The following is a 20,137-nucleotide window of genomic DNA, read 5'->3' as shown; positions in this document are numbered from 1 at the left end:
TCCCGGCGCGAGCTCCGCGAGCGCGAGCGCGCCGAGGCCCTCGCCGCCGAGGTCGCGGACGCGTCGGAGGCCCCGGCCCCGGTCGTGACCGACCTCCGCGAGGCCGAGCGCCGCGTCGCCGCCCTGCGCGCCGCCCCCGCTCCGGTCCCGGCTCCGCGCGTGACGCCGCTGCGCGCTCAGCGCCCCCGCGTCGGTGGCCTCGTCGCGATGTCGTTCGCGGCCGCGATCGTCGCCGCCACCTCGCTGCCCGCGACCTCGCTCCTCACCGCCGAGGACGTGCAGGCGCAGAACCTGACCTCGGTGATCGCCCCCGGTTCCTCGGTCCGCGAGGGCTCGCAGTCCTTCGTCGCCGGCGCGGTCGGCGCCGAGACCGTCGCCCGCGACTCCTTCGGAGTGCAGGAGCGCAAGACGCAGACGAACGTCGCCGCCATCGTGCGCACCTCCGACACCGGTTTCACGAACGACCAGAACGCGTCCATCCAGTGGCCCTTCGCGGTCGGCGTGCCGGTCGGCGACCGCTTCGGCTACCGCAACTGCGCGGGCTGCTCGGTCAACCACGGCGGCACCGACTTCAACCCCGGCAACGGCTCGCCGATCCAGGCGATCGCCGACGGAGTCGTGCGCACCGTCATCGATGGCGAGGGCTCGCTCGGCGTGCACGTCATCGTCGACCACGAGATTGACGGCGAGCTCGTCTCGAGCGTCTACGCGCACATGCAGCACGGCACCGCGGCCGTGAAGGAGGGCGACCCGGTGAAGGTCGGCCAGCTCCTCGGGCTCGTCGGCAGCACCGGCATGTCGACCGGCCCGCACCTGCACTTCGAGATCCGCATCGACGGCGTCACGAAGGTCGACTCGTACCTCTGGCTGAAGGCCAACGCCGGGCGCTGATCCGCCGGCACCTCACCCGCCGACCACGCCACCTGCCGACCGGAGCCGCGCGCTCGCCGCGGCCGAGGGGTGCGCGATCCGCAGGGCTCGCGCCGTCTGCGGGGGCGCGTACGGTCTGCAGGGCTCCGTACCATCTGCAGGGGTTCGCGGAGAGGGAGCGCGATCCTCCGCAGGAGCGCCCCCACACGGCCTCGGATCTCCTGCAGATCGAACGTGCGCCTGCAGATCGAACGAGTGCCTGCAAATCGAACGAGTGCCTGCAGATCGAACGAGTGCCTGCAGATCGGACCGTCTCCCGCGGAGGCCGGGGGAGACGGCGAACCGGCCGGACGCCCGGCGACGCCCCTCGCGCCGCGTCAGCTCGTGCGGAGCCAGACCGTGGTGTCGCCCGGCAGCACGCGCTCTGCCAGGGCCTCCGACGCGAGCACGACCGCGCCCGCCGGCAGGTCCACCGGCTCCGCGCCCGTGTTCGCGATCACGGTGAGGCTCCCGGTGCGGAACGCGACGACCTCCTCCGGCCAGCCCCCGAGCCACTCGATCGTGCCCTCGCCGAGTCGCGAGGCGCGTCGCTCCGCGAGCAGGGCGCGGTAGAGCTCGTAGGTCGAGCCCTCCACTCCGCGCTGGGCGTCCCGGGCGAGGGGCGCCCAGTCGCCGGGCTGGGGGAGCCAGGAGTCGCCGCTCGGGCTGAATCCGTAGGCGGGAGCCTCGGCCTCCCACGGGAGCGGGACGCGGCAGCCGTCGCGACCGTAGCGCTCGCCCTTCGTGCGGAACCACGTCGGGTCCTGGCGCGATTCGTCGGGCAGATGGATCGCCTCCGGGAGGCCGAGCTCCTCGCCCTGGTAGACGTAGGCCGAGCCGGGGAGCGCGAGCATGAGCGCCGTCGCCGCGCGGGCGCGGCGCAGGCCCAGCACGGGGTCGGGCAGTCCGGCGCTCTTCGGGCCGATGCCGTAGCCCTGGGGGTTGTCCGCGGTGAGCGCGAGGCGGCTCGCGTGGCGCACGACGTCGTGGTTCGAGAGGACCCAGGTCGACGGAGCACCGACCGCGGCGAAGGCGGTCAGCGAGGAGTCGATGATGTCGCGCAGCGCGGGTCCGGCCCACGGCGTCTCGAGGTAGGCGAAGTTGAAGGCCTGGTGCATCTCGTCGGGGCGCACCCAGCGCGCGAGCTTCGGCAGCGGCTGCACCCACGCCTCGGCGCAGAGCACGCGGTCGGCCGGGTACTCCGCGAGCAGCTCGTGCCAGTCGCGGTAGATCTCGTGCACGCCGTCCTGGGCCCAGTAGGGGGCGGTCTCGGGATCCGGATCGTCGGCGGGCGCGACTCCGCCCATCGATCCGCTGTCGGCGGGGGGCGTGTAATCGGGCAGGCCCTCGGCCTTGATCATGCCGTGGGCCACGTCGACCCGGAACCCGTCGACGCCGCGGTCGAGCCAGAAGCGCAGGACCTCGCGGAAGCGCTCGCGCACCCACTCGTTCGTCCAGTCGAAGTCGGGCTGCGTGGTGTCGAAGAGGTGGAGGTACCACTGGCCGGCGGTGCCGTCGGGCTCGGTGACCCGGGTCCAGGCGGGGCCGCCGAAGACCGATTCCCAGTTGTTCGGCGGCAGCTCGCCCGTCTCGCCGCGGCCGTCGCGGAACAGGTAGCGCGCGCGCTCGGCGCTGCCCGCCGGTGCCGTGAGCGCCTCCTGGAACCACCGATGGGCGCTGGAGGAGTGGTTGGGCACGAGGTCGACGATGATGCGGATGCCCAGCGCGTGCGCGCGGGCGAGCATCGCGTCGAAGTCGGCGAGGGTGCCGAAGAGCGGATCGACGTCGCAGTAGTCGGCCACGTCGTAGCCGGCGTCCTTCTGCGGCGAGGTCATGAAGGGGGAGAGCCAGATCGCGTCGACGCCCAGCTCGGCCAGGCTGTCGAGGCGGCCCGTGATGCCCGGGAGATCGCCGATGCCGTCGCCGTCGGCGTCCGCAAAGGACCGCGGGTAGATCTGGTAGATGACGGCGGTGCGCCACCACTCCGCCCCGGGGGTGCTCGGCGAGTCGGTGGGGAACACGACCGACTCGTCCGCGGGCGCGCCGGAAACAGGGGATTCGAGGGGCATGCGGCCAGGATAGAGCACCCCTCAGGGGCAGGTGGTGCACGACGTCGTAGGGTCGACGGGTGATGGACGAGACTCCCGACGAGGCCCGCGCCCGCCGCCGCAGGGCGCTGCTCTGGGTGGTGCCGCTGCTGGTGCTGCTGATCGGCGGCCTGCTCGCCGCGACGCTCGCCGTCGGCGGCTTCGCGGCGCGGACGATGACGGGGGCGCAGGGCGCGGCCGGGTCCGGAGCGGCTCTCCTGCGCTGAGCGGTCCTCGCGGGCTGCGGGAGTCGCCTCCGACCGGGGTCTGCGCCCAGGCCGGAGCCCGTTCCGAGTCCACTCGTGCGTCTGCTCCTGCGCGAGTCGCCTCCGACCGGGCTCTCCCGGCCGACCGGACCCCGTTCCGCGTCCACTCGCGCAGCGCGCGGCCGGTCTACGCCGTCGCGGCCGGTCCGTCCTCGTCCTCGGGCTGCGGGGCGCGCGAGGTGCGCGCCGCCTCCTCCGAGGTGTGCCCCGACTCCGGTCCCGTCGTCGTCCGGGCCTGCTCGTCGGCCCGCGAGACGGCCTCGGCGAGCTCGTCCGCCACGAGGTACCCCGTCGAGACGGCCTCGGCCCGGTACGCCGCGCGGCCCACCATGTGCGCCGAGACCGGCACGGTGAGCAGCTGGAACCCGATCACGAGGATGATCGTGCCGGCCGCGGCGAACCCCGGATTGCGGATCGCGACGGCCAGCATCACGCAGATGAGGCCGAGGACCTGCGGCTTGGTGCCCGCGTGCATCCGCGAGAGCAGGTCGTCGAACCGCATCAGGCCGACGGCGGCGATCAGCGACAGCATCGCTCCGATGATCAGGAGCACGGCGGTGAGGATGTCGAGCACGGTGTCCACCTCAGTCCTCCTCGCGGTTGGCCATGAACTTGGCGACGCTGATCGAGCCGAAGACCGCGAAGAGCGCGAGCCCGAGGGCGACGGGCAGCGTGGTCGCGTGCTCGTTGACCGCCATGTCGGCGCCGAGGCCGCAGATGATCGTCGCGACGAGCACGTCGGCGGCGACCACGCGGTCGAGCACGGAGGGACCGATCAGGATGCGCACCAGCGCGAGCAGGCAGGCGATGCCGAAGAGGGGCGCGAGGACCCAGACGAGCCAGTCGATCATCGCGTCGCCCCCGCTGCCGCGTCGAGCGGCGCGCTCACCCGGGCGACGTCGTCCTTCGAGCCGATGGCGCGGACGATGCGCGCCTCGGTCCGCAGAACGGTGCGGCGCACCTCCTCGATGCGCTCGCCCTCGTCGTGGGTGACGCCGAGCACGTGCAGGTAGAGGACGTTCTGCTGCGGGTCGACGTCGATGACGAGCGAGCCGGGCACGAGCGAGACCGCCTCGGTGGTCCAGACGAGCATGCCCTCGGAGCGGCTGCGCAGGTGGACGGCGACGATCGCGTTGTGCACCGGCACGGGCAGCGTGAGGATCTGCCACGAGACGCGCACGGAGGCGATCGCGATGTCGAGCGCCAGCCGCAGCAGGAAGAGCAGCACGAACCACGGGTTGATGCGGTTCGAGAACTCGACCGGCGGCAGGTAGAAGACCCGGGTGATCAGCAGCGCGATCAGGAAGCCCGAGGCGATCGAGAGCACCGAGACGTCGTCCCAGAGCAGCACCCAGATGCCGACGAGGGTCACGAACATCGCGACGCGGTTCCACACGTCGACGCGGCGGCGGGGGCTCATCGGGGTCCCTCCTCTCCGAAGGACGAGTCGCGGTACACGGTGGCGATGTAGGTCGACGGATCCGCGATGTCCCGCGCGGCGTGCGCGCTCGCGTCGTAGAGCGGACCGGCACCGAGGGTCAGCCCGACGCTCACGAGCACCATGCCGGCGGTCGCGAGGACCATCATCGGCGGCGAGTGCCGGGTGCGGACGGTCCCGGTGTCGTGCGGGTCCTCCTGCAGCTGGTCGATCAGCGGCGACTCGTAGCCGGGCACCTCCTCCTGGCGGCGCCAGAACGCCATGTTCCAGACGCGGGCCACCGCGTAGAGGGTGAGCAGCGACGTGACGGCGCCGGCGCCGATGACGGCCCAGATCAGCCAGGAGGGCTGGTCGACGGCCGACTCCGTGCCGGCCACGAACAGCCCGACCTTGCCGAGGAACCCGGTGAAGGGCGGGATGCCTCCGAGGTTCATCGCGGGGACGAAGTAGAGCAGGGCCAGCAGCGGCGAGGCCTTGAGCAGCCCGCCGAGCCGGAGGATCGAGGTCGTCCCCCCCACGCGCTCGATCAGCCCCGTCGCGAGGAACAGGGTCGTCTGCACCGTGATGTGGTGGATGACGTAGAAGATCGTCGCGGCGTAGCCGGCCTCGGTCCCGATCGCGATGCCGAACACCATGTAGCCGATGTGCGAGACGAGAGTGAACGAGAGCATGCGCTTGATGTCGGCCTGCGCGACCGCGCCGAGGATCCCGACCACGAGGGTCAGCAGCGAGACCACGAGCAGCACCGCGCTGAGGTCGTCTCCCGGGAAGAGCAGCGTCTCGGTGCGGATCAGCGCGTAGACGCCGACCTTGGTGAGCAGTCCCGCGAACACGGCGGTCACCGGAGCGGGCGCCGTCGGGTACGAGTCGGGGAGCCAGAACGACAGCGGGAACACGGCCGCCTTGATCCCGAAGCCCAGCAGCAGCACGACGTGCAGCACGAGCTGGACGTCGGCGGGGAGCTCGGCGATGCGGATCGAGAGCTGCGCCATGTTGACGGTGCCGGTCGCCCCGTAGAGCAGGCCGATCGCCGAGAGGAAGAACACGCTCGAGACCAGGCTGACGACGACGTACGTCGTGCCCGCCCGGATGCGCGGCGCCGTGCCGCCGAGGGTGATCAGCACGTAGCTCGCGGCCAGCAGGATCTCGAAGCCGACGTAGAGGTTGAAGAGGTCGCCCGCGACGAAAGCGTTGAGGATGCCCGCCGAGAGGATCAGGTAGGTCGGGTGGAAGATCGTGACCGGCGTCTCGCGGTTGCCGTCGACCAGGCCCTGGCCCACCGAGAACAGCAGGACGCCGAGCAGCGTGATCGACGTGATGACGAGCATCAGGGCGGCGAGCGGATCGACGACCAGCACGATGCCCCACGGCGGCTCCCAGCCGCCGACGTAGACGGCACTGCCGCCGTCGTCGCCCGTGAGCACGAGCACCAGCAGCACGGAGGAGATCACCAGGACCGCCGACAGCGTGACGATGTTGACGAGGATCTGCGCCCTGCGGTGCCGGCCGAGGACGAGGGCGACCGCGGCTCCCAGCAGCGGCAGCGTGACGACGAGGGGGATCAGGACGTTCATCGATCCTCCTTCCTGTCGTCGCTCATCGAGCTCTCGCCGTGCCGGGCCGCCGTGCCCTCGTCGCTCGCCTCGAGCAGATCGTCGAGCGCCTTGTCGTCGGCGGTGGTCTGCGCCGAGATGCCCGCCGCATCGGCGCGCACCGAGGTGTCGGTCTCGTCGTCCTCCACCTGGTCGGCGTTGGCGAGGCGCCAGCGCCGGTAGATCATGGCGAGCAGGAACGCGGTGATGCCGAAGGTGATGACGATCGCGGTGAGGATCAGCGCCTGGGGGAGCGGATCGGCCATGCCCTCGGCGGTCTCCTCGTAGCCCCGCCCCTCGATCACGAACGGCGCGAAACCGGAGCGGCCCGCCATCAGCAGGATCAGGATGTTGGTCGCGTTGCCGATCAGGATGAAGCCGATCAGGATCCGCGTGAGGCTGCGCTCGAGCATCTGGTAGACGCCGGCGGCGTACATCACGGCCATCACGACGACGAGGACGAGGGTGGTGCTCATGCGTCGTCCCCCCGTCCCGGTCCGCCCACGACGGTGGAGCCGGTGGGGAGCTTCGTCTCGAGTCCGTCGACCGTGCCGGCGCCGGGGCCGGGGGTGCTGTCGGTCGAATGGGTGACGCCGTCGCCCGACGGCGAGCCCTCCTCGGCCTCCTCTCCGTGGCGGTCGACCTCGCCGCCGAGGCTGCGGAGGATGTCGAGGGCGAGGCCGATCACGATGAGGTAGACCCCGATGTCGAAGAGGGTGGAGGTGCCCAGGTGCAGCTCGCCGAGCACCGGGAGGTAGAGGTCGAGCCAGCTCGCCTCGAGCACCTGGAGGCCGAAGAAGAGGGAGGACACCGCGGTGCCGACGGCGAACAGTAGTCCGAGGCCGAGCACCTTCCCGGCGTCGATCGGAGCGGCCTCGCCGAGTTCGAAGCGACCGCCGGCGAGGTACCGCGCGACCAGCGCGAGGCCGGCGAGCAGGCCGCCCGCGAAGCCTCCGCCAGGGGTGTTGTGGCCGGTGAAGAGCAGGTAGACCGAGACGATCATCGCGGGGTGGAACAGGAGGCGCACGAGCACCTCGAGCACGATCGAGCGGTTCTCGGGCCGGAGCGTGCGGCCGGCGACGAGCCAGGATCCGCGGTCGCCCTCGCCCGAGGCCTGCTCGGACTCGGAGGCGGGCGCGGTCAGATCGCTCGCGCGCTCGCGGCGGTCGCCGACGCCGGGCTGCTCGAGCCGCGGCGCTCCTCCCGCCCGGCTGGAGAGGAAGATCAGGCTCGCCACACCGGTCGCCACGACGACGAGCACCGAGATCTCGCCCATGGTGTCCCAGGCGCGGATGTCGACGAGCAGGACGTTGACGATGTTGCGGCCCTTGCCCTCCTCGTAGGCGAGGCGAGGCAGGTCGACCGAGATCGGAGTGGCGGTGCGGGCGCCGAGGGCGATCGTCGCGACCACGGCCATGACGGCGCCGACCGAGATGCCGATGACCGCCCGCAGCCGCTTGCGCATCGGCTGGTGCTTGGCGGCGATCCGGGTCGGGAGCCGGCGCAGCACGAGCACGAAGACGACCAGCGTGACCGTCTCGATGAGCGCCTGGGTGAGGGCGAGATCCGGAGCGCCCTGGAGGGCGAAGAGCGCGACCATCCCGTAGCCCGTCGCTCCGGCGAGGAGCACCGCGGCGACGCGGTTGCGCGCGATCGCGCAGAGGACCGCGGCGAGGATCATCACCGCGGCGACGGCGAGCTGACCGGGGGTGTCCCAGAGGACGAGCTCGTCGGGCCACGTGCGGTTGAACGCCGCGGCGCCGCCCGCGCCGAGGACGAAGACGGCGAAGATCACCGTGAGGTAGCGGGGGAGCGATCCGCGCTGGACGAACTCGGTCACCGTGCTGGCGACGCGGTCGAGCCAGCGCACCGTGGCCCAGTAGCCCTCGGCCGAGTCGATGCGGTTGGGCACCTTCGACTGGATCCGGGCGACGGTCACTCGCTGGGCGAAGAGGAGGAGGCCGATCGCGATCACCAGCGCGCTGAGACCGAGCGCCGGCTCGAAGCCGTGCCAGAGCGCCAGGTGGTAGCCGCCGTGGTCGGAGGCCTCGGCCGCGGCGACCAGCTCCGGATCGCCGTCGGGAGCGCCGAACGGCAGGGTGTCGGCGTACACGGCGACGAGGGGGTCGAGGAGGTTCGCTCCGATGCCGAAGACGACGCTCGCGGCGGCCAGCAGCACCGGAGGAGCGGTGAAGGTCCACGCCTCGTCGTGCAGGTGCGTGTCCTCGAGCCCCTTCTTGCGGGCGAAGGCGCCCCAGAAGAAGCGGGCCGAGTAGGCCACGGTGAGGATCGAGCCGAGCACCAGTCCGATCAGCGCCACCCAGCCCCAGACCGAGCCCTGCTCGATCGCCGAGATCAGGCTCGTGAAGACGGCCTCCTTGGCGACGAACCCGAGCAGCGGGGGGATGCCCGCCATCGAGAGGACGCCGAGCAGTGCGGCCCCCGCGAGGACGGGCGCCTGCCGCCCGAGTCCGCTGAGCTTGCGCAGGTCGCGGGTGCCGGCGCGGTGGTCGACGATGCCGACGACGAGGAAGAGCAGCGCCTTGAACAGGGCGTGGCCGATCAGGAGCGTCAGCCCCGCGAGGGCGGCGTCGCGCGAGCCGAAGCCCACGGCGACGGTCAGGAAGCCGAGCTGGCTCACCGTGCCGTAGGCGAGCACGAGTTTGAGGTCGTACTGGCGGAGCGAGCGCCAGCCGCCGACGAGCATGGTCCAGACGCCGACGCTGACGACGACGGGCAGCCAGACGGAGTCGTCGGCGAAGCCCGGAGCGAGGCGGGCGACGAGGTAGATGCCGGCCTTCACCATCGCCGCGGCGTGCAGGTAGGCGCTGACCGGGGTGGGCGCGGCCATGGCGGCCGGCAGCCAGAAGTGGAAGGGGACGAGCGCCGACTTCGAGAACGCCCCGAGGAGCACGAGCACGAGGGCGACCGAGACGATCGGGCCGGACGGTGCCGCCTCGACGATCCCCGCGAGGCTCGTCGTGCCCGCCTGGACGATCAGGATCACGATGCCGACCAGCATCGCCAGACCGCCGAGGGTCGTCACCAGCAGCGCCTGGAGTCCGGCACCGCGGCTCTCCTTGCGGCCGTTGTAGTGGCCGATCAGGAGGTACGAGAGGACGCTCGTGGCCTCCCAGAAGACGAAGAGGATGATCACGTCGTCGGCGGTGACCAGCCCGTACATCACTCCGGCGAAGGCGAAGAGCAGGGCGGCGAAGCGCCCGAGCGACGGCTCGTCGCGGCGGAAGTAGCTCGCGCAGTACGCGAGGACGAGCGCGCCGACTCCGCTGACCACGAGGGCCAGCACGATCGAGAGCGCGTCGAGGCGGAACGAGAGCGCGATGTCCAGCGCGGGGATCCACGGCACGCTCTCGCGGACCTCACCGCCCGACAGGATCGTCGGCAGCGCGGCGGCCGTGGCGACGAACGTGCCGGCGGGCACGAGCGCCAGGGCGTAGAACGCCTTCGGACCGAAGCGGTCGACGATCCACGGCGTCACGACGGCCAGGGCGAACGAGATCACGAGGATGAGGAGCATCACATGTTCCTCTCAAGATCCACCCAGCACAGTCGTGGATCGAGTTTATCGGAGGGTGGGCGGCAGAACCTGAGTGCGCGAAGGCTCGACGCGCCCGTGCGGCGCCGTGACGGCCTCCGGTCCGGCGCCGGCCTCCTCTAGCGTGGGCGCATGGCCCGCTCCCTCCTCCCCGACCAGCTCTGCCGGATCCGCGTGCACGACGTCGCCTCCGGCACGTCGACCACGGTCTTCGAGTCGAGCACCCTGCTCGTCGAGGCCCCCAACTGGTCGCCCGACGGCTCCTCCCTCGTCGTGAACGGCGACGGACTGCTGTTCCGGCTGCCGCTCGAGGGCGCCGGCGCCGGTGCGCTTGTCCCGATCCCGCTCGACGGCGTGCCCGAGGAGCTCAACAACGACCACGTGCTCGCTCCCGGCGGCGGGCTCGCCTACGTGTCGGCGCGCGACGGGCACCTGTACGCGGTGGCGCTCGACGGCTCGGCGCCGGCGCGGCGGCTGACGGAGGAGGTCGACGGGCGCCGCTTCAAGCACTACCTCCACGGAGTCTCACCCGACGGCACGACTCTCGCCCTGATCGGCGGCGGCGAGGACGCCTCCGGCCGCTGGGTCACGAACGTGTACACGATGGCCGCCGAGGGCGGTCCGCTCACCGCACTGACCGCGGACGAGCACCCCGACGACGGTGTCGACTTCGACGAGACGGGCGAGGTCCTGTACTTCAACTCCGAGCGCGGCGGTGGCGGGCGGGCCCAGCTGTTCCGGATGCGTCGCGACGGCTCCGGGCTCGAGCGCGTCGTCGTCTCGGACACCGTCGACTGGTTCCCGCACGTCTCGCCCGACGGCGCGCACCTGCTCTCGCTCGCGTACCCGGACGGCACCGCCGGGCACCCCGAGAACCTGCCGGTCGAGCTGCGCCTGCTCGACCTCGCGGGGCGGCCCGCAGGCTCGCTCGGGCCCGGTCGAGTGATCGAGCGGCTCTTCGGCGGCCAGGGCACGATCAACGTCGCCGGGTGGGCGCCGGACTCGTCCCGCTTCGCGTACGCGGACTACCCGCTGCTCGAGCACCTCTGAGCCGAGCGCGATCCGCTGAGCCCGAGTTCCCCGCGCGACCCGGTCGGCGTGGCGGCTGAGTGCTTGCTCCGCATTGCCCGGAGGGGGAGTGAGGCCCCCGTACCCAGCGGGTTGAATCGGAGGATGACGATCGACAGCGCCTCCACCGCCCGCGACTCCTCCACCCGCACCCCCCTCGGCGCCTCCGGCATCGAGGTGTTCCCGCTCTCGCTCGGTGGGAACGTCTTCGGCTGGACCTCCGGACGCCAGACCTCGGTCGACGTCCTCGACGGCTACGTCGCCGCGGGCGGGAACTTCATCGACACGGCCGACTCCTACTCCGCATGGGTCCCCGGCAACAAGGGCGGCGAGTCCGAGACGATCATCGGCGAGTGGCTCAGCCGGCGCTCCGACCGCGACGACGTGGTCGTCGCCACGAAGGTCAGCCGCCACCCGGAGTTCCAGGGTCTCGCCCCCGACACCGTGCGCGCGGCGGCCCGCGCCTCGCTCGCGCGTCTGCGCACCGACCGCATCGACCTCTACTACGCGCACTTCGACGACGACGCCGTCTCGATCGAGGACATCGCGCGGGTCTTCTCCGAGCTGGTCGACGAGGGTCTCGTCCGCGCGATCGGCGTCTCGAACTTCAGCGCCGACCGCATCGCCCAGTGGCTGCGCTTCGCCTCGGAGGAGGGACTGCACGCGCCGGTCGCGCTGCAGCCGCACTACAACCTCGTCGAGCGCGGCATCGAGGCCGACCTGCTGCCGCTCGCCCGCGAGCACGGCCTGGCCGTCGTGCCCTACTACGCCCTCGCGTCCGGGTTCCTGACCGGCAAGTACCGCGACGGCTCCACGCCCGACTCGCCCCGCGCCTCCGGAGCCGCGCAGTACCTCGACGCGCGCGGTCGCCGGGTGCTCGCGGCCCTGGACGCGGTGGCGGAGGCTCACGGTGCCGAGGTCGCGACCGTCGCCCTCGCGTGGCTCCGCTCGCAGCCCGGAGTCGTCGCCCCGATCGCGAGCGCCCGCGTGATGGAGCAGCTGCCCGCCCTGGTCGCCTCGGCGACCCTCGTGCTCGGCGACGACGAGCTCGCCTCCCTCGACGAGGCGAGCCGCTCCTAGCGGGGCGGGTCTCGATACGGCCCTGCGGGCCTACTCGACCAGCAGGATCGGTCGCGATCCGCGCCTCGTGCGCTCCTTCGACCGGCAGCATCCGCACCGCCCCACCCGCGGTCACCGCCGCTCCAGCGAGGTGCTATTGTCTAACGGTGCCAAATCGCGGGCACGCCCCGAGAGGGGCAGGTCCTCCGGGTCCGATGCCCGCAGGTGCGCCCCCTTAGCTCATTGGTAGAGCACTTCCTTGGTAAGGAAGAGGTAGTGGGTCCGATTCCCACAGGGGGCTCCGTTCCCGCAGGTCGAGCCTGCGAAGAACGCGCGGCGGGGTAGCTCAGGTGGTTAGAGCACACGGCTCATAATCGTGGTGTCGCGGGTTCAAGTCCCGCTCCCGCTACCAGAACAGTCATATTTGAACAAGTGGCATCAAGATGTTGGCGCAGGCCGGCGTCAAGAAGAGCGTCGGAGATTTCTCCGGCGCTCTTTTGTTATTGAGGTTCCACGACGGCGGAGCGGATCGCGGGCGGCCTCGGCAGTGGCTCGAGTATCACGGTGGTGTGGTGGCCGTCGTCGTAGACCTCGATCCTGGTGAACAAGGCCGAGAGGAGCTTGCGCTTCGCCTCGTCGCTCGCGCGGTCACACTCCATCCGGTCGTGGCCGCCCGCAAACGCCAATCCTCATCGGCAGAAGCGCCGGACGTTGCGGGTTCAGCGTTCCGATGGCAGCGGTGAGCGGCCGAGGAATCCCCGCAAGCTACCGCGCTCGGACAACCCACAGCGTGGCTCGCCTTCGCGTGCGACCACCCGAGGAGCTGAGCCGCAGGAGGAAGTCGAGATTCCGCCGCTCGAGGTCACTTCATCCGACAGCACCCAGACGCCTTCCCTCCATCGCTACGTCGGCCAGTGGACGGCGAACGGGTCCCCAACGCGCCTTGTGTCGTCTCGACCAATCTCCCCACGAGGAACCTCGCCATGTTGTCCGCGCTGGTGGTGTTTAGAACCGCTCCGCCAGGACTACAACGCGCCCAGGGCCGTAGACGGCGAGCACGTCATCTGGGAACTCCCGGTTGACAAACCTCTACCGGGGCCGACACTCGGCCAGCCGAGAAGCGCCGCGGCAGCAGGAGGAACTCGCCGACGGCGGGGACGACGTCCGCGCGGCGTAATAGCTCTTCGGCGCGAACGAGGCTACGGACGCGTAGCGCCACTTCTCGGTATTTTCCCCGACTGCAGCGTCTCTGCGTGTAGTTGCCTGCCGCGGAAGAACAACCCTCTGGCCGCAATGTGAGCAGCACTGTTGGTGTCGTGCCTGAAACGACCCTGAACTCTTGATCGGATGTTGAGCGAACTTCATTAGCCAGCGACGCGCACCCTGATCGTAGGCAACGTCACCTTCGCGATTCGCGCGCCAGGTCGGTAGTAGCTAAAGGGACGAGTATAAAGCACACTAGTTGCAGGTCAGACATCGTTACTGAAAGCAGGATCAAGATGCCCTTCGTCCGAACGTCGTCTGACAGTGCCGTACCTGCAACGCCGGTGGATCTTTACCGAAACGACCTGAATCCCGGTCCGGGTGCGGTTCCCGGATTGTGGGCTCATCAATCCGAGATGCTCACTAAGTTCGCGGCGCACGACACCAGCGCGGACATCGCCCTCGAACTACCGACGGGTACCGGGAAGACACTTACCGGTCTGCTGATCGCAGAGTGGACCCGACGCAAGCGCCGGGCGAGAGTGATCTATGCGGTTCCGACAAAGCAACTCGCTCGACAGGTCGTCGGAGCCGCATCTGCTGAGGGAATCTCAACAGCGTTGCTAATTGGCCGCAGCTCGGACTGGCCCGGTGGGGCCCGTGCGGCTTACGAGGCAGCAAGCGCCATCGCTGTAACTACGTACAGCAGCATCTTCAACACTCATCCTCGCCTTGCTGACGCCGACCTGATCTTATTCGACGACGCGCACGCCGGCGAGCAGTACGTCGGCGAGGCCTACGGGGTAAATATAAACCGGTGGGCGAAGACAGACGAGTACCGCGCAGTACTGAGCGCGGTGGCTCCGGCTCTCGACGGTGTATTCCTCGACCGTCTCGGTTCGGCCGAACCCGACCCCAGCATTAGCGCGGATGTTCGGGTGGTCGTTCCACTAAGGCAGCCGGACATGCTTGGCCGCCTCGCCGAAGCGTTGGCGACCTGCAGTGGCGCTCAAAGCTACCAGTTCGCGATGGTCCGAACTGGACTCAGTTCGTGCCTTGTATACGTGTCCTACTCTGGAATTCTAGTTCGTCCATATATTCCGCCGACTCACGAAAATTCACTATTTTCTGGCGCTAGGCAGCGGGTCTACCTGTCCGCAACGCTCGGGGAAGGAGGCGAGCTCGAGCGGGCCTTCGGGAGAAGCGAAATCGTTCGCCTGGAGCAGCCGGCGACACCGCCGCGCTATGGGCGTCGTTTCTTCGTTTTTCCAGACTTTATCGAGGGCGCCAATGCCAACGAGTTTGCGCGTGCAGTAGTCCAGGTTGCTGGGAAAGCACTTGTCCTAGCGCCAAGGAAAGACATTGCAATGGCAGACGCCACCGCCTTGGCTCAGCCCAAGTGGATGGTGATGAGTGTCGATAATGTTGCCGAAGGAATGGGTCCCTTTATTGCACTTAAGAACGGCGTGTGCGGACTTGCGGCACGTTACGACGGCCTAGACCTTCCTGGAGAAAGCTGTCGGGTAGTAGCGCTCGACGGCGTTCCGGATCAAGACAACCTTCAGGAGCGATTCCTCCAGAACCGCGCTCGCGCAAGCGTAGCGCTTGCATCACGCGTCAGGACACGTGTCATCCAGGGTGCAGGACGCTGTACGCGCGGCCCGCGGGATACGGCGATCGTTCTGGTGCTCGGCGGTGAGTTATCACGATATTTGACTCGGCCCGAGGTGACGGAGGCCTTGGACCCCGAATTGCAGGCGGAGCTGCGATTCGGACGCGAAAACTCGCAGGGTCTCGGTAAGACCGACGTTCTCGAGAACGTTCGCGCGTTCCTCGAGCAAGAATCTGATGAAACATGGCGCACGGGTGCCGAGCCCGTTCTGACGGATTACCGCAAGGAGATGGTTCAGCGGATGCCTGACGGGACGTCGGCGCTTGCGGCGTCAAGCGCACACGAGGTTCAAGCTTGGGCTGCTGCGAGCGTGCAGAGGTGGTCGGACGCTGCCACTCACGCACACGAGGCTGCGCGCTTGGTGGGCGCCGGTGGTCGCGACACCGCGGGTTACCGAGCATTCTGGTTATACCTTGAGGCTGCTTGGGCCGACCATGCTGCTGAGCAGGTGAGTGATCGAGCCGGACGGGCGGCGGCGCTAGCCCTCATCCGCCAGGCCGAGCAAGTTCTTGGGCTTGGATCTTGGGTGCGTCAGATGGCTCCCTTCCCCGCGAGTGAGCGGTCGCCACTCGCGCCGGTCGATGCCCTGGCGGTTTCCAAGATTGCAGGCCGCCTCGCGAGCGGAGTGAATCAAGCGACCGTTCTCCGTCGGCTCGGCGCGATCCACGCCGGACTGGCTGAGCGAGCCGCCGGCAAGTATGAGCCTGCGCTGACCGACTTGGGCAAACTGCTTGCCGCCGATGCGTTCAAGCCTGAGCCAAAGGGGCGTTGCGACTCGGTTTGGCCGTGGGGAAATGAACTCTGGCTGGCGGTTGAGGCGAAGAGCGATCATGAGCCGACAGGCGTTGTCCCCCACAAGGATGTTCGCCAGGCGAACGACCAGCTCCGACTGCTGGCTTCAGACGCGGGCGTCGAGGCTGCACCAATTGGTAGCGCGACCATTCTCGTATCGCCGAAACCGGGTATCCATGAGGATGGGGTCGCTGGAGCTGAGAGTCACGTTCACTTCGCCCCGCCCTCCGCAATTGAGGAGATTGCGCACGACGTCGACTCGGCCTGGGGCGAACTGCTCGCGAAGGCATCAGGTCGCACTGAAGTCCAGCTAAGAGGGCTGGTGGCTGACACATTGAACAGCTGCGGCGTACTTCCGTCGCAGGTTCACGAGCGGTTGACGCGCGACCCCATCAATGCACGTGTCAGTTAGGGTTTGCTCAGCGAGATCATGTAACAGTGGCTTCGAGCATCGTCATTTCTCGGCCGTCCCTAAACGTCGGCCCGAGACCGCACGCCCCTTTCTCGCGTTCGGACCATTGGGAACAGCATCAAGTGCCAAAATGGAAAGCGAGCCCAAATGACCGTGACCGATCGCGCTCGAAAAATCCTTTGGACTCGTGCGCATAACCGTTGCGCATTTCCAACCTGCAATGTCGAGCTCACGTCTCAGGCGCGAGACGATGCAGGGGAACTGCGCTTCAATATAGTCGGGGAAGAAGCCCATATTGCTGCTCAAAAGCCCGGCGGCCCACGGTTCAACCCGCAGCTGTCTGCCGCGGAGATTGACAGCTACGACAACCTGATATTACTCTGCCCCACTCATCACACAATGATCGACGCCAACGATGGATCGCAGTACTCTGTCGGTGATCTGCGCAAAATGAAAGCTTCCCACGAAGCGCTTCGCGGTCGGCGGGCTGATCTTGAAGAGACGATCCGTGCGTACGTGGGCAATAAGTTCGAATCTGAGAATCAGATAAACTTCCAGCAGGTGGGTCTGCGTGGTCCGACCGTTGATTCCATGTTCGTCGACGTTCCGGTCGGAGCTCGGGGGGATTCGTCGCGGACTGCTGAGTTGCTGCGAGAGATTGCGCGTAACGGGCCCGGCGACACCGAGGAATTGGCCGAAGATTCGGGCCTTCTCATTGCCGGCGCCACGCAGGTATTACTGCACGAGGATTGGGAAGGCAATGCTGTTCTCATTGGCGGTCCAGGCCAAGGAAAATCGACGCTCCTACAGTATCTATGCCAGCACCATCGGGCTCGGATTCTCGGAAAGGAACTGTACGGGAGCCGCCGTCAGCGTGCAGAGCCCTCTTCGTCACACCGAATCCCAATTCGGCTCGATCTTCGCAAGTATGCGCAGTGGGCGACAATGGAGGGAACAGGAAAGCCGCGGAACAAGTCGAACAGCAAGGAGAGTCGCTGGAGAAGCTTGGAGGAGTATATTGCGCAAGACATTGCTCGGAACGTCGGAGGTCGCAAGTTCTCGCATGAAAACCTGGCGACTATCCTTGCCACTGAGCCAGTATTGCTTGCGCTTGATGGCTTAGACGAAGTAGCCAACCTTCCTCTTCGAGACAGGGTGACTCGCGAGGTTTCGAATGCTAGCGGACGCCTAAGCGCCAATGCTCAAGACTTCGTGCTGCTCGTGGCCACACGTCCAGGCGGCTCCATCCATCCGATCCTCCAATCAACTTCCTTCGCTGTACTCCATCTTCAAAAGCTGACGCCCGGCCTTCGTTTGCAATACCTGGATCGCTGGGTGGCGGTAGCTCATCTCTCAAATGATGCTGCCGAACGACTACGACGCGCCTTTCTCGATAACCTGAATCTGCCACACATCAACGAGTTGGCATCATATCCCATGCAGTTAGCAATCTTGCTGCACCTTTTAGACCGTCGGCAGCTGCTTCCTCAGCAACGGACTGATCTGTACAGAGAGTACATGCAGACGTTTTTGGATCGGGAAGAGACGGAGGAGAAGGAGCCGCTACTCGCAAGCCATCGACGTGTGATTGAAGACACGCATGCTTTCCTGGGGTGGCATCTGCAGTCGCGCGCCGAGCAAGGGCGAAGCTCCGGTTCGATTTCGAGACAAAACCTGCACACTCTGCTGAAAAGTTACCTTCGCGACCGCGAAGAAGATTATCGTATAGTTGAAGACATTTACAACGCCTTAACCAGCCGCGTATTATGTCTTGTGGAGAGAGATGATCTCTTCGAATTCGAGGTGCAGTCACTCCGGGAGTACTTCGCAGCAGCGCATTTGGCCGACCATTTGACGGCACGTGGGGTGGGTAATTCTCGGGACGACGGCTTGTCAGAGTTACTACAGCGTCCCTATTGGATGAATGTCTGTCGGTTCTTCGTGGGGATGCTGTCGCGAGGAGAGGTGCGATCGCTCGTGGAGATGATGGTCGCAACTTCGAAACGCATTGAACCGCTTCCTCATGCGCGCGTTATCGCTGCCCAGATTTTGAATGATCGCATATATGACGGTCTTCCCGATTCGGCCTTGCTTGAGGTGGTGGAACTCATTCTCGGTGGGACCGGAGTCGTGCTCGCATGCGATGGTGCGCTTGACGCGGGGGGTTCACTGCTGGTTCTTGGCGAGCGAGCAGGGCGTGCCCAAGTTGTGCATCACCTCAAAAAGCGACTGGAAGACGCTCCGGAAGAGATGACGAGATCTGCTTGCGCGGCGCTATTACGCGCTCACGCCCGCGAGAGCGACCAAATTACTGAGTGGTGGTGGTCCCGTTTTGAGCCGACGGATTATTGGTTGGCAGTTGGTTCGATGCTTGGAGTCTTTCGGGTTGTCGATCACAAGCGCGTGGAGTTGCTAGACCGCCTGGCGTTGAACCTCGAATCGTCGAAGAGCTGGTTCGCGTCTCAGATCCTCAAGGGTGGCTATACCGGTTCCGATCCGAACGTACTCGCCCTGCTACATCACGATTTGAACGAGGGTGCGTCGGGGCTATTGCGAATGACCCTGAATAAGGGTGCGACCGGAATTCTCGTACGGGGTGCGTCATTAGCTATTTCGAGTGGAAGCAGATTGCCATCGATTGCGCTCGGAAGGGAGGGCGCAGAGTGGCCCCCACTCGAGGCAGTTCTGCAAACGATCAATCTCTCGCGGTCGGACGATAGCGCTGTAAGCTCCGTGCTAGATCGCGCGGAAGCAATAGCTATGGCTTGGGGCGACGGGTGGGTGCTCGATCGGGCGATAGCAAAAGTGGCTGACTCTGTTGACCTCGCGTCTCTCGCCAAGAGAACCGGCAATGCAGCGCTAGACGCCTCTTTGCGGCGTCAGCAGGAGGTCCGTGTGCATCGTGCGGATGTTCAGTGGTGGCGGACCTATATTGCCGGCGCCGCTGGCACTGACCGACATATGAACGTCGTGTTGCAGGCTCTACAGGAAGCACGGCCGTCCGTGTTCGTTGCTGTTGCGGCAGAGTTCATGCAGTTGGTGGAGTCTCTGTCCACTAAGCAGTTCAAAGCGGTCGAGCGCACCTTGGAGATTGATGCTGCCAGCTTCCGTTTCCGCAAGTTGTCCATCGAGGATGACCTGCGGTTGCGTCGAGTGAAACTTGTCGGGGAGGCTGCATGGCTGTGCTATGTCGCCGGCGACGAAGGGACCAGAAAGCGCTTGCGGCCGCGACTCAAAGAAGATCTCGAGCAGTTATTACGGGGTCGCACCAGGAATGGTGTTCAAGTGCTCGCGGCAACGAGCGATAAGAATCGGGTTAAGGTGGACCGTCTTAAGGGCTCGCGGTCGACAATCATGAGCGGCGACATCGCCAACGGGCTGGTGCTTGTTGGCTTCGGCGCTCGGCAAGCAAGAGCGATCTTGCGAGACCCGTGCCGTTGGCCAGCGGATGTTTCTCGCGTAGCGATAGAGCGGCTCGCGTCGGACGCAGCGGCGCGTGTAGCGCCGTTGGCGGAGGTTGCAAGAGCTCAAAAGTGGTTCGATTACGAATCAGAGCTTTAAGGAGAAGTCTTGCTCGTCTAGTTGCCTCGCCTCTTGAAGTTGTCTGCGGAGTGCCGCCAGTTCCGGAGGTTCCGCACGTGCTGAAGAACGCCTGGCCTGACGACGCGCGGAACGTGGAGCGGGAGCAGACTGACAGTTTGGATGGCGCAGCCTAGGAGGTCTCGTCAATGGCGCCCTCCGCGCGGTCGTCGCGGCACTCCGGCGCGGACGAGGTGCTGTCGGACGCAGTTGTAGCTCGCGCCCATGCGATCGGCGATCCATTGGACCGATGCACCCGCGCGGTAGAGGCGCTCTGCCTCTCCTTGTTGCGATGTCGACAGGGGCCGGCGGCGAAGGGTGACTCCCTGGGCCGAGAGGACGGAGATGACGCCGTTCGCCGAGAGCCCGAACTCGCGCGCGAGGTCAGTGGTGTGTTCGCCGCTTCAATATCGATCAGCTAGCTGCTGGCTCACCGCCGCTCCGAGTCGTCGGTTCAGTGAACGGGCCTTAGCCTCAACCGGCTGTGAAGTGGAAATCGGCTTC

14 protein-coding genes and 2 tRNA genes are annotated in these 20,137 nt (G+C 67.2%); 8 read left to right on the top strand and 8 right to left on the bottom strand.

The genetic code is table 11. The annotated features are described in order from the left end of the window. Positions 1-891, top strand: an 891-nt coding sequence (locus IOC53_RS08325; RefSeq protein WP_207404629.1) for a M23 family metallopeptidase, incomplete at its 5' end; no start/stop codon positions are given. Between the two features lie 356 nt (positions 892-1,247). On the opposite strand, the gene IOC53_RS08320 is transcribed toward IOC53_RS08325, so the two are convergent. Further along, the gene (locus IOC53_RS08320; RefSeq protein WP_207404627.1) at positions 1,248-2,978 is read right to left on the bottom strand and encodes a glycoside hydrolase family 13 protein; all 1,731 of its coding nucleotides are present in this window, start codon (positions 2,976-2,978) and stop codon (positions 1,248-1,250) included. Between the two features lie 59 nt (positions 2,979-3,037). Here IOC53_RS08320 and IOC53_RS08315 point away from each other — a divergent pair, with 59 nt between their 5' ends. Then, positions 3,038-3,223, top strand: a complete 186-nt coding sequence (locus IOC53_RS08315; protein ID WP_207404625.1) for a hypothetical protein — start codon at positions 3,038-3,040, stop codon at positions 3,221-3,223. 166 nt (positions 3,224-3,389) lie between these two features. On the opposite strand, the gene mnhG is transcribed toward IOC53_RS08315, so the two are convergent. Genes mnhG through IOC53_RS08285 form a run of 6 tightly spaced genes read right to left on the bottom strand, consistent with a single transcriptional unit; the run spans position 3,390 to position 9,830 of the window. Beyond that, a complete protein-coding gene (gene mnhG / locus IOC53_RS08310; protein WP_307786113.1) occupies positions 3,390-3,845 on the bottom strand; it encodes a monovalent cation/H(+) antiporter subunit G in 456 nt (151 codons plus the stop codon). Position 3,846: 1 nt separating this feature from the next. Beyond that, positions 3,847-4,113 (bottom strand): monovalent cation/H+ antiporter complex subunit F, encoded by a 267-nt coding sequence (locus IOC53_RS08305; RefSeq protein WP_207404623.1) that lies wholly within the window; start codon positions 4,111-4,113, stop codon positions 3,847-3,849. Then, the gene (locus IOC53_RS08300) at positions 4,110-4,682 is read right to left on the bottom strand and encodes a Na+/H+ antiporter subunit E (protein ID WP_207404621.1); all 573 of its coding nucleotides are present in this window, start codon (positions 4,680-4,682) and stop codon (positions 4,110-4,112) included. Before IOC53_RS08300 ends, IOC53_RS08305 begins: the two co-directional genes overlap by 4 nt. Beyond that, entirely contained in the window at positions 4,679-6,274 is a 1,596-nt protein-coding gene (locus IOC53_RS08295; protein ID WP_207404619.1) for a Na+/H+ antiporter subunit D, read from the bottom strand. The genes IOC53_RS08300 and IOC53_RS08295 overlap by 4 nt, the downstream gene beginning before the upstream one ends. Beyond that, positions 6,271-6,768, bottom strand: coding sequence for a Na(+)/H(+) antiporter subunit C (locus IOC53_RS08290; RefSeq protein WP_207404617.1), 498 nt, complete (start codon positions 6,766-6,768; stop codon positions 6,271-6,273). The genes IOC53_RS08295 and IOC53_RS08290 overlap by 4 nt, the downstream gene beginning before the upstream one ends. Continuing rightward, positions 6,765-9,830, bottom strand: a complete 3,066-nt coding sequence (locus tag IOC53_RS08285) for a Na+/H+ antiporter subunit A (protein WP_207404615.1) — start codon at positions 9,828-9,830, stop codon at positions 6,765-6,767. The genes IOC53_RS08290 and IOC53_RS08285 overlap by 4 nt, the downstream gene beginning before the upstream one ends. Before the next feature lie 150 nt (positions 9,831-9,980). On the opposite strand from IOC53_RS08285, the gene IOC53_RS08280 reads away from it, so the two are divergent. The 6 genes from IOC53_RS08280 to IOC53_RS08255 all read left to right on the top strand — a co-directional run bounded on the left by IOC53_RS08280 (position 9,981) and on the right by IOC53_RS08255 (position 19,615). After that, positions 9,981-10,898 carry a biopolymer transporter Tol gene (locus IOC53_RS08280; protein WP_207404613.1) on the top strand — a complete coding sequence of 306 codons (918 nt, stop codon included), beginning with the start codon at positions 9,981-9,983 and terminating at the stop codon, positions 10,896-10,898. Between the two features lie 123 nt (positions 10,899-11,021). Next, positions 11,022-11,996: an aldo/keto reductase gene (locus IOC53_RS08275; protein ID WP_207404611.1), complete on the top strand. Its 975-nt coding sequence runs from the start codon at positions 11,022-11,024 to the stop codon at positions 11,994-11,996. A 208-nt stretch (positions 11,997-12,204) separates the two neighbouring features. Next, positions 12,205-12,276 (top strand) — tRNA-Thr (locus IOC53_RS08270). Positions 12,277-12,310: 34 nt separating this feature from the next. After that, positions 12,311-12,387, top strand: a tRNA-Met gene (locus tag IOC53_RS08265). 1,087 nt (positions 12,388-13,474) lie between these two features. Beyond that, complete coding sequence (locus IOC53_RS08260) at positions 13,475-16,054, top strand: DEAD/DEAH box helicase (protein ID WP_207404609.1); 2,580 nt, start codon at positions 13,475-13,477, stop codon at positions 16,052-16,054. Between the two features lie 147 nt (positions 16,055-16,201). Continuing rightward, the gene (locus IOC53_RS08255; RefSeq protein WP_207404601.1) at positions 16,202-19,615 is read left to right on the top strand and encodes an HNH endonuclease; all 3,414 of its coding nucleotides are present in this window, start codon (positions 16,202-16,204) and stop codon (positions 19,613-19,615) included. Positions 19,616-19,779: 164 nt separating this feature from the next. Here IOC53_RS08255 and IOC53_RS19660 read toward each other — a convergent pair whose 3' ends face one another. Further along, positions 19,780-19,935: a helix-turn-helix domain-containing protein gene (locus IOC53_RS19660; RefSeq protein WP_374070508.1), complete on the bottom strand. Its 156-nt coding sequence runs from the start codon at positions 19,933-19,935 to the stop codon at positions 19,780-19,782. Positions 19,936-20,137 lie beyond the last annotated feature (202 nt).

Origin of the sequence: Rathayibacter sp. SD072, from assembly GCF_017355185.1 — a bacterium.
Lineage (GTDB): Bacteria > Actinomycetota > Actinomycetes > Actinomycetales > Microbacteriaceae > Rathayibacter.
This window is presented reverse-complemented; position numbering and strand designations above follow the sequence as displayed.

Coding starts and splice junctions, on each gene's coding strand:
- IOC53_RS08320 (WP_207404627.1), bottom strand. CDS start 2,978: ATGCCCCTCGAATCCCCTGTTTCCGGCGCGCCCGCGGACGAGTCGGTC.
- IOC53_RS08305 (WP_207404623.1), bottom strand. CDS start 4,113: ATGATCGACTGGCTCGTCTGGGTCCTCGCGCCCCTCTTCGGCATCGCC.
- IOC53_RS08300 (WP_207404621.1), bottom strand. CDS start 4,682: ATGAGCCCCCGCCGCCGCGTCGACGTGTGGAACCGCGTCGCGATGTTC.
- IOC53_RS08295 (WP_207404619.1), bottom strand. CDS start 6,274: ATGAACGTCCTGATCCCCCTCGTCGTCACGCTGCCGCTGCTGGGAGCC.
- IOC53_RS08290 (WP_207404617.1), bottom strand. CDS start 6,768: ATGAGCACCACCCTCGTCCTCGTCGTCGTGATGGCCGTGATGTACGCC.
- IOC53_RS08285 (WP_207404615.1), bottom strand. CDS start 9,830: ATGCTCCTCATCCTCGTGATCTCGTTCGCCCTGGCCGTCGTGACGCCG.
- IOC53_RS08280 (WP_207404613.1), top strand. CDS start 9,981: ATGGCCCGCTCCCTCCTCCCCGACCAGCTCTGCCGGATCCGCGTGCAC.
- IOC53_RS08275 (WP_207404611.1), top strand. CDS start 11,022: ATGACGATCGACAGCGCCTCCACCGCCCGCGACTCCTCCACCCGCACC.
- IOC53_RS08260 (WP_207404609.1), top strand. CDS start 13,475: ATGCCCTTCGTCCGAACGTCGTCTGACAGTGCCGTACCTGCAACGCCG.
- IOC53_RS08255 (WP_207404601.1), top strand. CDS start 16,202: ATGACCGTGACCGATCGCGCTCGAAAAATCCTTTGGACTCGTGCGCAT.